The sequence below is a fragment of the Paenibacillus sp. OAE614 genome, from assembly GCF_040546645.1.
Taxonomy (GTDB): Bacteria; Bacillota; Bacilli; order Paenibacillales; family Paenibacillaceae; genus Paenibacillus_AQ; species Paenibacillus_AQ favisporus.
This window is the reverse complement of record NZ_JBEPOD010000001.1, coordinates 4,806,590-4,820,629: the sequence shown is the minus strand read 5'-3', so window position 1 is coordinate 4,820,629 and position 14,040 is coordinate 4,806,590. Positions and strand designations below refer to the sequence as shown.

Genomic DNA, 14,040 nt, shown 5'->3' with positions numbered 1-14,040 from the left:
AACTGCACCGCCCAAGGAATAACGATAACGATTGAGATTACCACGTAAATCCGCAGCAGCCCGTTCCCTGGCATTCGAGGGACGGGCTGTTTTTATGCCTGGAGGATGGAAGAAAGCGGCTGTCCGCCCGCTACGTATTAACAAAAAAACGGCAAGCTCCTCTCAGAGAGAGGAACTGCCGTTTTTTTGGATAGGTGTACCCGATCAGTTGGTCTTGGCTGCCATGATGACGTCCCGGCACTCGTCGGAGCAGAAGGACTGATGGATCTCTTCGCACTCTTCGCAGCAAACATGCTGTTTGTTGCAGGTCGGGTTGGCGCAGTTGATATAGCGGTCATGCGTTTTGCCGCAGTGGATGCACTTGGCGATCACGACATCTTCTTCCGTACGGTTGATCGGCACCGAAATGCGCTCGTCAAAGACGTAGCATTTGCCGTCCCACAAATGTCCTTTGACTTTAGGGTCCTTGCCGTATGTTACGATGCCGCCCTCAAGCTGGGCAACATCCTGAAAGCCTTCTTTGATCATGAAGCCGGTCAGCTTCTCACAGCGGATGCCGCCAGTGCAGTAGGTCAGAATTTTCTTGTCCTTGAACTGGCTCATATTGTTGCGAATCCATTCCGGAAATTCGCGGAACGACTCGACATCCGGACGGATGGCGCCGCGGAAATGTCCGATTTCGTATTCATAGTTGTTGCGGCCGTCCAGGACGATAACGTCATCCTGCTGAAGCAGCTCATGGAACTCTTCCGGAGACAGACGCTTCCCGCCGATAACATTGGGATCAAGCGGCTCATCGTAACGGAACGTGACGAGCTCTTGCTTGTGACGGACAAAAATTTTCTTGAACGCATGGCCTTCCGACTCATCGATCTTGAAGACGATATCAGAGAACAGCGGATTCGCTTTCATGTCGTTCATATACTTCTCGGTTTGTTCCACGGTGCCGGACAGCGTGCCGTTGATGCCTTCAGAGGCGATCAGAATGCGGCCTTTGACGCCCAGATCTTTGCAATACTGCAGATGCTCCGCAGTGAACTGCTCAGGATCAGGGATGTTGACGAATTTATAATATAACAAAATACGGTATTCTTGCTTCGTTGTCATTGCTTCTTCACCTGTTCTTGTAAATTTACCTTATATATTGTAGATGAATAGGGCATACATAGTCAACTTGAAAGTATAGTAAGTAACCAGAGGATTCCTAATAGCTTAGCTGAAAGACGCAATTTCGATGCGGCCTATAGATGAGAATGAATCCGAGAAATACTGGAAAATGCTCCGTCTGCTCGCGCAAATTTAGATGGCGGCTATCCTTCTCGTTGGAGGAATAAAAAACCAAATATTATATTGCGTATCGTAACGATATATGATATTATGGATTCACGGATCCGAATCAGCCGAAGATAGAAGGTGCCTACTCTTAAAGAACGACGCGGCAGCGTCGGATATCCGGAAATCCGATACGGCTGTCCATGGAGTAAGCTTTCCTCGGCATGATAAGCCATCTTGAGTTTAACCGTATTCAGCAGCGCCGCGTAATACGACAAATCAAGCATGCAAAGGAGATGTTCTCTTATGAAAAAAGTGCTTTATGTGCCGCTGGACGACCGTCCTGCCAATTTGGATGATGTTATCGTGCAAGGGAGATCCGCCGGGATCCAGCTGATTGTCCCCGACCGGGAGGATATTGCCAATCGCCTCGATTCCAAGGCCGTGGCCGAAGACGGCCAACTGGTGAGCACTTCATCGCCAACGTACGGAAAGACGCGGAATATCCGCCGATTTATTAGGGAACACGCCGCTCAGGCAGACGGATTTATCATTTCGACGGATATGCTGGCCTACGGCGGGTTAATCGGCAGCAGACGGCTTCGTCCAAGCGCTGGCGGCGCCTACCCTGATTACGACCCCGAGACTACCAAACTGCTGGACGTCGTTCGGGAAGTGAAGCGGGCTTACCCGCGTAAGCCGGTCTATGTGCTGGATACGATTATGCGGCTGGCGACCACCGTGTTTGTGGAAGGCCTGACCCAGGCTGCATACGATGAAGCGAGAGCCTTTGCCCAGCAGCCGCGGGCGGTCGCAACCACGTTCGAGGGCATTTTGGAAGGGTATGACACGAAACCCGACGGCACTTCGTTCGGAGAGCCTACCCTTTTTGACAAAGAGCAGTACTATAATGCCAGAAGGCATAAATTCAAGACCAACCGATATATCATTGAGCGGCTCGTCCGTGAAGGATACGTGGATTTTCTCGCAGTGGGGGTGGATGACTCCTATACCCAGGGAGTACAGGCCAACGAAATTGCTTACCTGGAAGCCTTTGTGAATGAGCATTTGGGCGGCACCGGCGGCCAGAATCCGGACAAAGCGATTATTCTCCCCGATGCCGATGCGCTGGGATACTCGCTGCTGGGCCGGATGGCGAAGGAGCTTCACCGGTACAGCTGCCGTCCGAAATACGGCGTCAAATATTTTGGGCCGGACGGGTCGACCATCGTCAATCCTTACGAGTATATGAGCGTGCACGATAATATCCGGCATCATGTGGACATCGTCGGCGGGGAGTTCGTTGACACGGCAGCCTATGATATCGAAATCGTGGCGGTTACCAGCGCCAGCGAGATCGGCGCCGCCGTGAGCCGGATGGAAGCGAACAGCACCGGCCGGATCCCGACGCTTGTGATAGATTTTGTCGGGGGAGGTGCCGCCGATGCGACCGTAACCGAAGCGCTGCTCGACAGCGTGTCCACCGGACAGCTTCTGGGATACAGCGCGTGGAACACGGCCGGCAACAAAATCGGCATGGCCCTCGGCATGGCCCAAGCCCGATTCGTATACCTTGGCACGGAGAAGCGGCCGCCGGCGCTGCAAGAGGCAGTGAATGCGCACGGATCGCTGCTGTTCAAGCGATTCCTCAAGGACTACTACTATAAGAAGATCACGATTGCCGAAATTCGAGCGTACTCGCGGGCACACACCCTATACTCCAACGTCCCGTATGCGGACCAAAACATTCTCCTGTTCAACTCGCCGGAAGACTATAAGGTTCTGGTCGAGATGCTTCGCGAACGCATGCAGGCGAACACGGAGTCGCTGGCTGCCAGAAAGGCATTCGAGCTCGGCGTGTCGCAGAACGTGTGGCGGATCAATCCGTCCGGATGGTCGTATGCGACGTATGCTTGCGCGTCTCTGGACTACGACAATCCGGCATTCATTTGGGAGCGGGCGTTTGAGATTATGCTGGGGCCGGAAGTGACGCTGAAAGAGCGCTAGGGCGGGAAGCGACTGGCGGCTCGTGGTGGCTGCCGGCATCCGGTGCCAGCGCGAGCACGGATACAATCGTATAGCTTGCTGACGTGCAGGACAAAAACAAAGCCCGGGGATTCCGGGCTTTGTTCTGTATGGCTGTGAGCGATGTAACCCGGCAACCCGGGATCACTTGATGGCCCCGGCCGTTATTCCGCTGGCGATCTGCCGCTGGAAGAACATGTACATGATCAGGACGGGAACGATGGTGATGAGCAGACCGGCGAAAAGGGGGCCCCATTCGGTACGGTACTGCATCTGGGCCTGCATCATTGCGATGCCGACGGGCAGGGTATAGTGCTTCGGATCGTTGACCAGAATCGTGCCGATAATGTATTCGTTCCAGATGTTCAGGACGTTGACGATGCCCACGGTAATAAGCCCCGGCTGCGAGAGCGGCAGCATCACCCGGAAGAAGATGCCGAAGTAGGACGCCCCGTCCATGGCGGCGGCTTCCTCCAGCTCTTTGGGCAGGCTTTTGAAAAATCCGACGAGCACGAAAATGCCAAACGCAATCAGAGTAGAGGCATACACAAGGATCAGCCCTAAAGACGAATTCGTCAGATGCATGGAGTTCATCAGGAAAAAGAGCGGGATGAGCGCCAGGCTGAACGGGATCATCATGGAGGCAATGTAAAGCAGGAACAGCGCCGTGCTTCCCCGGAACGGGTAGCGGGCCAGAACGTAGGCGGTGGTGGCCGACAGCAGCAGCCCGAGCAGTGTGGAACCGATCGTCACCACGACGGAGTTCAGGAAGTAATCGCCGAAGCTGAACTCCCGCCATACGTAGCTGAAGTTGCTCCACAGCAGCGGAAAGTCCGGCAGGGACCAGGGCATTTTGCGGAAAAATTGGTCGTTGTTTTTCAGCGAGTCCAGCAGGGTCCACAGCAGCGGATAAATCACCGATATGCCCCACAGGATCAGGATGGCGTAAAACACGATTTTGACCATCGGATTGGAAAGGCCTGATTTCATTATTTGTTCCTCCTGTGCCTAGAAAAATCAGCTGATTTCGATCGTTTCCTGGCGCATGAGCCGCTGCAGGATGACTGTCGTGATCATCGATAAGACCAGAATCAGCACGCCAATGGCCGCACCATAGCCAAAGTGGTACTGCGTGAAGGCCATTTGATACAAGTAGGACCCCATGACCTGGGTGGTGTTGTCCGGCCCGCCGTTCGTCATAATCATCACGATGACAAAAGAACCGTTGAGCGTGGTCATCATAATGTTGAGGATGGACACCTTCATCTGTTCCCAGATCAGCGGCAGCGTGATATGGCGGAATTGGTGCCACTGCCCAGCGCCTTCAAGGCTTGAGGCCTCGTAGTAGGATTCCGGTATCCCCTGAATCGCGGCGATCAGGAGAATCATATAAAAGCCGATGCCGGCCCAGATGGCGGGCGGAAGCAGCATCCAGATCGTGTGGCTGGTGAAGCCGAGCCACGTAATGTCCACTTTGTCTTTGGTGAACAAGGACAGAAAGGAGTTCAGAAAGCCGATTTGCGGATTATAGATAAAATTCCAGAGGACGCCGATGACGACGACGGAAATGACGTTCGGAATGAAAAAAATCGAGCGAAAGAAATTGGCGAGCCGAAATTTGAAGCGGGTCAGAGCGACCGCAAAAAACGTCGCCAGAATCATGATGCCGATAATTTTGCCCGCGACGAGAAAATAGTCGTTACCCATCCCGATCCAGATGATGGGGTCGTGAAGCATCTCCTTGAAATTGTCCAGGCCGATAAACGTTTTATTGTCCGAGGAGCCGGACCAGTCATACAGCGAGTAATACATCGCCTGCAGTACGGGGTATACCGTAAACACGCAGAAGAACAGGAACGTGGGAATGATGAAGGTTGCGATAAACAGGTTACGCTGCCAGGCGTTCGTCCCCAATTTCATCTTCGTTCTCCCTGCCTTTCACCTAAAATGTACGGAGGATAACAGAGAGCGTTCATCCCCGTCATCCTCCGCGTTTCCTGCCGGTCTATCGCATTATTTTTTCACTTTCTTGGCGACGTCCACGACGCGCTGTACCCACTCTTCCGGCGTGATTTTGCCGATGGTCAGGGCATCCGTGGCATCCTGCATCGCCTTATCCACGTCCGCGTTAAAGGTAATGGACGGAACGACGACGGTGTTGGAATCGGTTAAATACCGCGCTGCATCTTTAACATGGCTTGGCGCGCTGGAGCTGCTGATGTCGCCCTTGATGTTGGACGGAGCGCCGCTCAGCTCGGCCCACTGCGAAGCTTGGGCTTCTGAGAAGATGAACTGCAGGAACGCTTTGGCCGCTTCCTTGTTTTTGGCGTTCTTGGCGATCGCCACGTTGGCGGTGGAAGTGTTGGCGACGACCTTGCCGCCTGAATCCTGCGTCACCGATGGAATGAAGCCGAAGGAGAATCCGCCCGGGACGTCTTTGGCCATTTCGTTTGGCAGCCAGAGGCCGTTCGGGATGAAGGCGTCTTTGTGCTGCAGGAACAGCATTTGCGAATCCGTGTGGTTGATCTGGATGGAGGCTTTGTCGATAAAGCCTTTGTCGCGAAGCTCGACGATTTTGTTCAGTGCGGTCAGCACGGCGGGCTGCTGGAAGGCTTCCACTTTGGAATCGGCCATGTCCTGCAGAATGGAAATATCGTTGTTGTTGGCGGATACGATCGCCGGGTACAAAATCGCACCGTTGATGTAGTACGGATATTTGCCGGTATGGATAAACGGAGTCACGCCCGCCGCTTTGATCTTGTCGCTGACGGCCAAGAAGGACTGCCAGTCTTTGGGCTCTTCCCAGCCTTTTTCCTGAAAGAGGGCTTTGTCCCAGAACACGCCCCAGGAGTTCAAAACGAGCGGGATGTCGTAGACCTTGCCGTCAAACAGCTGCGGCGGCTGCGCCAGAATGTCGCTGATTTTGGTGCCGTCGATGTTCGTGGCGTCCTTCATCCAATCCGTCAGATCCTCCAGCTGGCCGTCCTCCACCATTTGGCGGTCGTTCAGGTTCGGTCCGTCAATATACACGAAGTCCGGCGGATTGCCGCCGACCCAGCGGGGCTTCATCTGGTCGTTGATTTTAGGCCCGCCGCTTTCTTTAACGTTCAAATCGGGGTTGGCCGCTTTAAAGTCGGCGATGACCTTTTTCCACCACTTGTCGCCGTAGCCGCCGACGAAGTACTGGATTTCAAAGTCTCCGGTCAGTTTTTTGGTGCTGTCATCGGTCGTCGTGTTCGAGCTGGAATCGGTGTTGGTCGTTGTGGCGGTGGTTGAGGAGGACGCGTCTTCGGTTTTCGTCGAAGTGGACGAGTCCTTGGAGCCGCATCCGGCCAGCGGGGCGACGATCATCAAAGCCGCAAGGCTGAGTGCCGCCAAATGTCTCTTGAACATCATAAAAGCTAACCCTCCTTAAGTGATTGTGCAACGCCATAGTGGTTGTCTATCTTGGATTACAGCGCCTAAAACCATCATAAGGATTCGGGGGGAGAGGCTCTATTGAATATCTTCCATGAATTCTTTGTTATTTTCTGTTCGTGGGGAAAATAGGAGGATAATCTTCTACTTGGGATGAGGAGGGTAAATGAGAGGTTGTGGAGCGGCCCCGTCGCAGTGCTGCTGCGCCGCTGCCGCTTTCCCCTTACTCCGTTCCATGGACCTCCTTCTGCACCTTCTCGGCGTAACGCTGCAGCTCGTCCAGCGCCTCCTTCGGCGAGACGTGGTCGTGGAGGACCGCGTCGCCCATTTTCCGTGCGGTATCCATGATCGACTGCCATTCCGGCTGCTGGATCGGATAAAAGCTGGATTTCCGCAGCTCCGCCAGACGCTGCTTCACCATGGGATCCGCTGCCGACAGCTTGGCTCCGGCCTCCTCCGTCACGGGCAGGAAGCCTTCCTGCGCGATGATTTCCTCATACACCGGGCTGGAATACAGATAATCCAGGAACGCAGAGAGCGCCTCCTTGTTGGTATGGTCTGTTTTGAACGAGACCAGGTTATCATGCACGCCGAACAGGAGCGGCTTGCGGCCGTCCTTGACGGGAATAGGGCCGGTGCCCCACTTCAGATTCGGGAACTCCCTCGGCATGACGGTGCCGAAATAATTGCCCGAAATCATCATCCCCAGTTTCCCGTCCCCGACGATGCGCTGCTTCTCGTCCCGGGTGGTGACGGTCGGCTCGGGATCGGTTAATCCTTCGTCGTACAGGTCCTTCAGAAAGGCAAGGCCCTCGACGTTTTCCGGCGAATTGATCGTCCATTTCCCGTCACGGAACCACCCGCCGCCTGCCCCCAGGAAGAAATAAGAGAGATAGGCCTGGATTTCGTTATCGCTCAAATCGACGCCGAAGCCGTGGGCCTTGCCGGTGTTTTTGATTTTGAGGGCATCCTTTTTCAGCTCCGACCAGGTGGCCGGTGCTTCGGATATGCCAGCCGCCTCGAAAAGGTCCCGATTGTAATACAAATTCCGGGTGGACGAAACGTACGGAATGGCATACTGCTTGCCGTCCCACTGGTCGAGCTTCATCAGGTCCGGATAAAATTTCCGCTTCAGCTCCGGTGAAATGATCTCGTCCATGTCGTTCAGGAGGCCGTCCTTCGCAAAATGTGTGTACACGTTCGTGTTCAGCAGGTCCGGCGGCTGATTTTTACTGATCATCGTAGTATAGATGCCGTCGAGGATGTCCCAGTTGGCCACCTGCAAATTGATGACGATCGACGGGTTCTTCAGCATGAAGTCCTGCACCAGGTTTTCGAGCAGGGGCCGCGTCTCCGAGCTGTACTCGGAGGCGACAAAATTGATGAGCGCAGTCTGCTCCTCCTGCGGCTTCATCACCGGTTTGGCATCTTGCGGGCCGGAGCAGGAGAGAAGGAGCGCCGGAATGCTCAGCAGGCAGAGGGAGATCCCGGCAAGCCGGGTCAGAAAACGGGAAGTCATCGGCTCTCGCACCTTTCGATGGTTATTGTTTATTTATCGATAAATGGAAAGAGGAGTTTCTGATTTTCCGGGGAATACATGTTGGCCTTGGTGACAACGATCGAATTGGTGTAGGTTTCCGGCTTGACCTTTTTGCCGTTGATGAGGTCGAGCACGGTCTGTACGCCCAAATATCCGATGTTAAAAGGCTGCTGCACGACGGTCGCGTTCAGGGTGCCTTCCTCGAGCAGCCGGATTTCACTGGCCGACGTGTCGAAGCTGATCAGCTGCACGAGCCCGGTCCGATGGGCTTCCTTGACCGCTTTGGCGGCGCCGAGGGCCGCGGATTCGTTCAGCGCGATGATGGCGTTCATGTCGCGGTGGTCCCGGATCAGCGTCTTGGCGATCAGGTACGAACGCTCCTCGGAATCGGAGCAGTAAAACGTGCCATAGATCGCCGAGGACGAAGCCTCAAGCGCTTGGCGAATGCCCTTTTCCCGCTCGGCCGATACGCCGGACGTCACGAAATCGCTGATGATCACCGCCTTGGGCGAACCCCCGGTCTGCTCCAGCGCCACTTTGCCGGCCTGGACGCCGGCAGTGACATGATCGTTCGACACGAAGGCCGGCGGCGATTTCAGGCTGAGGGGCGTATCGATAATGACGAGCGGGATGTCCTCATCCTGGATGTTCTTGAGCTCGTCCATGATGCGGTCGTCGTTGATCGGGGCAACGACGACCGCCTGCGGCTTCTGTTTGAGGACGCCCTTCAGCAGCTGAAGCTGCGACTCGGCGTCCGTCTCCTGCAGCGGGCCGGTGATGCTGATGCTGGCCCCGGCCTCCTTGGCGGCCGCTTCGGCCCCGGCGCTCACCGTCTGCCAGAATTCGGAGCGGATGTTGTGCTCCTTGAGAATCACCATCACGCTTCGCTCCTGAGGGGGCGTCGGAATAAACAGCTTGAAATACAGGATGATGTAGACGCAGGATATGACAAAAATGATGGCCAACAGCAGCGTGGCACGTTGTATGCGCATGGGTGCTACTCCTTCATTTTGGGGATGGTGATGGTGACGCAGGTCCCTTCTTCCAGCTCGCTGCGGATTTGGATGCCGTACGTATCGCCGAAGTACAGCTTCACGCGCTCGTTGACGTTGGCAATCCCGATGCCGCCGGGTTTCGTCCGGCCGGATGTCCTGTCCTCCGGCGGGTTCCAGATGCGCCCGATTTGCTCCTCCGTCATGCCCAGCCCGTCGTCCTCTACTTCAAATTGAATCATCTGGCCCAGGTCGCGGGCCCGGATGACGATTTTCCCCGGTTCGGGCTTGTTGCGGATGCCGTGATAAATGGCGTTTTCCACAAAGGGCTGCAGCAAAATTTTGAGCGTCATGAAACCTCTGATTTCCTCCGGCACGTCGATGTCGTATTCCAGCTGCTCGTTGTACCTCATCTTCTGTATAAGCAGATAGTTGGTGATATGCTCGACCTCCACCTTGATCGGCACCAGCTCCTTGTCCTTAGTAATGCTGGCGCGGAACAGTTTGGCCAAAGCCGAGGTCATCAGGACGACTTCCTCGTGCTTCTTTTGCTCGCCCATCCATACGATCGAATCGAGCGTGTTGTACAGGAAGTGCGGATTGATCTGCGATTGAAGCAGCATCAGCTCGCTTTTTCGTTTGTTCTCCTGGTTGTGGATGATTTCCTGCATCAGGTTCTTGATCTGGGCAAGCATCAAATTAAACGACCGTCCGAGCTGGCCGATTTCGTTCGGCTGGTCGATCTTCGTGCGGATATTGAAGTTGCCGCGCTCGACCTTTTTCATATCCCGCTGCAGAATGCGGATCGGCTTGGACATGCGGTATGACAGCACGAGCGACAGAAGCAGGGAGAAGAGGATGCCCATGATGGCGTACAGCAGGATGGACCTGCGGATCGTGCCTTCGTTTGCGATCAGGTCGTCCGCATAGGCCACGCCGACGATTTTCCAGCCGAAGTTCGTGTCATGCACTGAGTAGATGCGCTTGCCCTTGTCGTCGTTGATCGTGAAGGAGGTACCGCTCTTGGCACCGGTGACCTTGGCGATCTGCTCCGTGCGCAGGTTGCTGTAGATCAGCTGCTGCTGTGGGTGGTAAATGATGTTCCCGTTCTGGTCGACGATGAAGACGTAGCCCTTTTTGCCCAGGTTAATTTTGCTGCATATATCGTTGATGATGCTCAGGTTCAGGTCCACGAGAAAAATGCCTTCGCCCCGGATCCCGTCCGTGCTCTTCAATTCGCGGCTGAGGGAGACGACCCACCGGTATTCGTTCTGGATGACGTTCTGCACGTGAGGCGGCGAAATGACGGATTGTCCGCCCTTGCTCTTGGCTTCCTTGTACCAGGATTGGTCCTCCAGCTTGGTGTTCGGGTTGAGCAGGGTAATCCGGCGGTCGGACACGTAATGGCCGTTGTATCCGAACACCATGATGGCTGAGATGTCCTTGCGCGAGTACAGGATGGCCTGGAACAGGTCGGAGATGCGCTTTTCGTACGGCCGCCGGTCGCTTGTGCTGATAAACGTGTTGTTGGAGATGTAATACTTGACGTCTTTGTTGGTCATGGCCAAGAGGCTGATATTTTCCATGTTGTCGATGTAAGACTGGATGTTGGAGTTGACCTGCGTGATGATTTCCTGGACGTAGCTCTCCGAATTGGTCTCCATCGCGGCGACCGACAGGTTGTAGCTGTTCAGGCTGATAACCAGGACGGTAATCAGGATCAGGCAGGAGAAGGTGAAAAAGATGCTCGACTGAATGCTCTTAAACGGCAAAAAAGGAAGGAGGGAGGCACGCTGTCTGGTCATGGCTGCGGGTTCTCCTTGGCATGCCTGTCGCGGAATTCCCGCGGCGTCATGCCCGCATGCTTCTTGAACAGGATGCTGAAATAGTTCGGGTCATTGTAGCCGACCTGACCGGCGATTTCGTAAAATTTGAGTCCGGTGTGTGCCAGCAGCTCCTTGGCTTTGTCCATTCGGATCCGGGTCAGGTATTCGACGAAGGTTTCGCCTGTATGCTGCTTGAAGACGAGGCTGAAGTAGCTGGTGCTCATCAGGACGTGGCGGCACAGGTGCTGCAGCGAGATGTCTTCGTCGGCATAATGCGTCTCGATGTAGTCGACGGCCTTGCGGATCTGCATATGGGTCAAATGATGGCGGTTTTCGGCAACGGCGTTCATGACGGAGGTGACCGTCTCCGTGAGCCAGGCTTCGATTTCGTCAAGCGTTTTGAATCTGTAGACGTCGGTCAGCAGGATCGAGCGCGGCTCGTGCAAGCCCAGCTCCTGAATGGTGTTCATGAGGGAAAGGATGACCTTTTGGATGTGAAAAATGCACGAATCCATCGGTGCCATGCCCTGTTTCAGGTCGCAGACGAATTCCCGGATCAGCTGGCGGATTTCCTCCAGGGAGCCGGTCTTGACGGCTGAAGCCAATTGGCGGTCCCAATCCGCACGGAGCGTCTCGGCGAGGGCGGGCCGGCCCTCCATGTCCAGCAGGCTGATCACCCGGTTTTTGCCGAGCAAAAAGCGGTAATCCAGCGCGGAAAGGGCGCTTGTGTACGATGCGGGAAGCTGCTGCACTGCCTGTACTGCTTGTCCGACGCCGATGGAAACGGTGAACTTTAAATATTTGTGAATGTAGAAGCGGGCTTCTTCGGCGACGCGGAACGCCTTTTCGTACACATCGGTATCCTCGGTTCCGTCCGAGACGACCAGGGCGATGCGCTCCTCGCGTGTGCGGAACAGCAGCAGGTCCTCGCGAAGGGCGATTTCCTCGAACAGGTTGTAAGCGGCGTAGCGTAGAATTTCCGTGTCCTGTCCGCTCTCGCTCTGCAGGGGGCGGAAGCCGAAATCGTCGATATCAGCTACCATGGCCAGGCACGGCGAAGCCAGCGGTGTCAGGCCGAAATAGCGGAAGCGCTCCTGTGCTTCCTCGGCTTTCATCCCGGTAACGACGAGGCGCTCCAGGAAGCGCTCCTTCAGTAGCGGCAGGCTCTGCTTTAGCTGGCTGTAGAGCCGGCTGAAATCCTCGCGCCTGCGGGTCTCTTCGTCCATCTCGGCCTTGACCTTCAGAAGCAGCTCGCGGATTTCCTGGGCTGTAATCGGTTTTAAAATAAAATCGGAAACCTTGAGGCGAATGGCCTGCTGCGCGTATTCGAACTCGTCGTAACCGGTCAGGATGATCATTTTGATATGCGGATATTTGGAGCCAGCGGCGGCCGTCAGCGCAAGGCCGTCCATAAACGGCATGGAGATGTCCGAAATGATGAGATCCGGCATGTTCAGATCGATCGCCTCCAGCGCCTCGCGGCCGTTGGCGTAATCGCCGATCAGCTCGAAGCCGAGCTCCTGCCAGCCGATCGTTCGCTTCAGCCCGTCGCGGACAACCGTTTCATCGTCGACGATGAATACTTTGTACATGGTATGCCCCCTGTCTTTTGTTCGATGCCGTAAGGCTTCCGGACCCAGGGTCCTTGTTCATAAAAGCGTAATAATGCTGGAATAATTATACTGTAAAAGCGGATTTGTGGATATGGGGAATGTGCGGGTCAAAGATGGAACGCCAAGGAGAACAGCCTATAACGCCGACTCGGAAAGCGATTGAGAAAGGAACATATGTTTGATAGGATAGAAAATAAACCGTCTAAACAAACTTAAGGGTTATCGAATAAAACGTGGGGGGATGAGCGGATGTATCAGTACATAGATGAGGAATACGTAAAGGTGGACTTTGGCCAAGCCGATCTGAAGGAAGGGGAGCTGAAGGGATGCACCTTCCATCAGTGCAGCTTTCGCGGAGCCGCGCTGGATGAGGTCTGGACGACCGGCTGCCGGTTTATCGAATGTGACTTTGGGGGAGCGACGCTGAACGCTTCTGTTCATGCCCGGTCGGCGTTTACAAACTGCCGCTTTGCGGGAGCCAATTTGTTCGTAAGCAAGTTTGAGGATTGCAAAATGACGGGCAGCGACTTCTCCGGCGCATCGCTGGACGGCATCACAATCCAGGGCGGGGACTGGTCGTATACGAACCTGCGGCACGCCAATCTCGTCAAGCAGCAGCTGCGGGGCATCCGTTTTGTAGAGGCGGACTTGTCCGAATGCAATCTGCAAAAAGCGGATCTCCGCGAGGCGGATTTGAGCGGCGTCCGGCTGGCAAAGGCCGCATTGAACGGTGCGGATCTCCGGGGCGCGAAGCTGGACCGCTTTGATTTCCGGTCGATCGACCTCACCGGGGTGCGGATCGACCTGGAGCAGGCGGTCGGCGTAGCCCGGGCCTATGGCGCCAAGGTGGACTAAGACCATGGCCGAGACTGCCGCCGATGGCCGCTCCGCCCTAGAACCGCCTGTACATGCCGACCGATGCCGGCGCCGTCTCCTCGAAGCCGAACTGCCGGTACAGACGGTCGGCCGGCACATCGGCGATCAGGCTGACATAGGCGGTGGACGGAGCGTTATGGTCCAGGTAGCCGGTGATTTCGGCCATGATCCGCTTGCCCAGGCCCTGGCCTTGATGATCGGGATCAACGGCGATGTCCACGACGTGGTACATGCAGCCGCCGTCCCCGATGACTCGGCCCATGCCGATCAGTTTCCCTTCCAGGCGGAGGGTCACGATGAAGAGGGAGCCCTGAAGTCCTCTGCGGGAGGCCACGATGTCCTTGGGACTGAGGCCGGCTTTTACCCGCAGCATGTTATACTCCTCGGCTTCCGGGATATTGTGTCCAAGTTGAATGTGTGAATTCATCATCTCACTCCTTTGCTCCCAAGTATATCTGAAGCTATGAAAGGCGTCACGG

The 14,040-nt window shown here is 55.3% G+C and carries 11 protein-coding genes; 2 read left to right on the top strand and 9 right to left on the bottom strand.

The genetic code is table 11. From position 1 onward, the window contains the following. Window positions 1-204: 204 nt before the first annotated feature. Window positions 205-1,107, bottom strand: a complete 903-nt coding sequence (gene trhO / locus ABIE48_RS22270) for an oxygen-dependent tRNA uridine(34) hydroxylase TrhO (protein WP_145023393.1) — start codon at window positions 1,105-1,107, stop codon at window positions 205-207. A gap of 471 nt (window positions 1,108-1,578) precedes the next feature. Between trhO and ABIE48_RS22265 the strand changes: the two genes are divergently transcribed. Continuing rightward, the gene (locus ABIE48_RS22265) at window positions 1,579-3,279 is read left to right on the top strand and encodes a DUF4127 family protein (RefSeq protein WP_145023395.1); all 1,701 of its coding nucleotides are present in this window, start codon (window positions 1,579-1,581) and stop codon (window positions 3,277-3,279) included. 162 nt (window positions 3,280-3,441) lie between these two features. Here ABIE48_RS22265 and ABIE48_RS22260 read toward each other — a convergent pair whose 3' ends face one another. From ABIE48_RS22260 to ABIE48_RS22230, 7 genes are all read right to left on the bottom strand, one after another. Beyond that, window positions 3,442-4,287 carry a carbohydrate ABC transporter permease gene (locus ABIE48_RS22260; protein ID WP_076169692.1) on the bottom strand — a complete coding sequence of 282 codons (846 nt, stop codon included), beginning with the start codon at window positions 4,285-4,287 and terminating at the stop codon, window positions 3,442-3,444. A gap of 27 nt (window positions 4,288-4,314) precedes the next feature. Then, window positions 4,315-5,217, bottom strand: coding sequence for a carbohydrate ABC transporter permease (locus tag ABIE48_RS22255; protein WP_105444443.1), 903 nt, complete (start codon window positions 5,215-5,217; stop codon window positions 4,315-4,317). Between the two features lie 93 nt (window positions 5,218-5,310). Beyond that, a complete protein-coding gene (locus ABIE48_RS22250; protein ID WP_089548283.1) occupies window positions 5,311-6,693 on the bottom strand; it encodes an ABC transporter substrate-binding protein in 1,383 nt (460 codons plus the stop codon). Between the two features lie 244 nt (window positions 6,694-6,937). Then, window positions 6,938-8,233 carry an extracellular solute-binding protein gene (locus ABIE48_RS22245; protein ID WP_192715769.1) on the bottom strand — a complete coding sequence of 432 codons (1,296 nt, stop codon included), beginning with the start codon at window positions 8,231-8,233 and terminating at the stop codon, window positions 6,938-6,940. 29 nt (window positions 8,234-8,262) lie between these two features. Then, complete coding sequence (locus ABIE48_RS22240; protein ID WP_192715768.1) at window positions 8,263-9,246, bottom strand: substrate-binding domain-containing protein; 984 nt, start codon at window positions 9,244-9,246, stop codon at window positions 8,263-8,265. 5 nt (window positions 9,247-9,251) lie between these two features. Continuing rightward, window positions 9,252-11,051 carry a cache domain-containing sensor histidine kinase gene (locus ABIE48_RS22235; protein ID WP_192715767.1) on the bottom strand — a complete coding sequence of 600 codons (1,800 nt, stop codon included), beginning with the start codon at window positions 11,049-11,051 and terminating at the stop codon, window positions 9,252-9,254. Then, window positions 11,048-12,664 (bottom strand): helix-turn-helix domain-containing protein, encoded by a 1,617-nt coding sequence (locus ABIE48_RS22230; RefSeq protein ID WP_192715766.1) that lies wholly within the window; start codon window positions 12,662-12,664, stop codon window positions 11,048-11,050. Before ABIE48_RS22230 ends, ABIE48_RS22235 begins: the two co-directional genes overlap by 4 nt. 270 nt (window positions 12,665-12,934) lie before the next feature. Here ABIE48_RS22230 and ABIE48_RS22225 point away from each other — a divergent pair, with 270 nt between their 5' ends. Beyond that, window positions 12,935-13,540 (top strand): pentapeptide repeat-containing protein, encoded by a 606-nt coding sequence (locus tag ABIE48_RS22225; protein WP_076169703.1) that lies wholly within the window; start codon window positions 12,935-12,937, stop codon window positions 13,538-13,540. Window positions 13,541-13,577: 37 nt separating this feature from the next. Here the strand turns inward: ABIE48_RS22225 and ABIE48_RS22220 are convergent, their stop codons facing one another. After that, window positions 13,578-13,988 (bottom strand): GNAT family N-acetyltransferase, encoded by a 411-nt coding sequence (locus ABIE48_RS22220; protein ID WP_192715765.1) that lies wholly within the window; start codon window positions 13,986-13,988, stop codon window positions 13,578-13,580. Window positions 13,989-14,040: the final 52 nt, after the last annotated feature.

Coding starts and splice junctions, on each gene's coding strand:
- trhO (WP_145023393.1), bottom strand. CDS start 1,107: ATGACAACGAAGCAAGAATACCGTATTTTGTTATATTATAAATTCGTC.
- ABIE48_RS22265 (WP_145023395.1), top strand. CDS start 1,579: ATGAAAAAAGTGCTTTATGTGCCGCTGGACGACCGTCCTGCCAATTTG.
- ABIE48_RS22260 (WP_076169692.1), bottom strand. CDS start 4,287: ATGAAATCAGGCCTTTCCAATCCGATGGTCAAAATCGTGTTTTACGCC.
- ABIE48_RS22255 (WP_105444443.1), bottom strand. CDS start 5,217: ATGAAATTGGGGACGAACGCCTGGCAGCGTAACCTGTTTATCGCAACC.
- ABIE48_RS22250 (WP_089548283.1), bottom strand. CDS start 6,693: ATGATGTTCAAGAGACATTTGGCGGCACTCAGCCTTGCGGCTTTGATG.
- ABIE48_RS22245 (WP_192715769.1), bottom strand. CDS start 8,233: ATGACTTCCCGTTTTCTGACCCGGCTTGCCGGGATCTCCCTCTGCCTG.
- ABIE48_RS22240 (WP_192715768.1), bottom strand. CDS start 9,246: ATGCGCATACAACGTGCCACGCTGCTGTTGGCCATCATTTTTGTCATA.
- ABIE48_RS22235 (WP_192715767.1), bottom strand. CDS start 11,051: ATGACCAGACAGCGTGCCTCCCTCCTTCCTTTTTTGCCGTTTAAGAGC.
- ABIE48_RS22230 (WP_192715766.1), bottom strand. CDS start 12,664: ATGTACAAAGTATTCATCGTCGACGATGAAACGGTTGTCCGCGACGGG.
- ABIE48_RS22225 (WP_076169703.1), top strand. CDS start 12,935: ATGTATCAGTACATAGATGAGGAATACGTAAAGGTGGACTTTGGCCAA.
- ABIE48_RS22220 (WP_192715765.1), bottom strand. CDS start 13,988: ATGAATTCACACATTCAACTTGGACACAATATCCCGGAAGCCGAGGAG.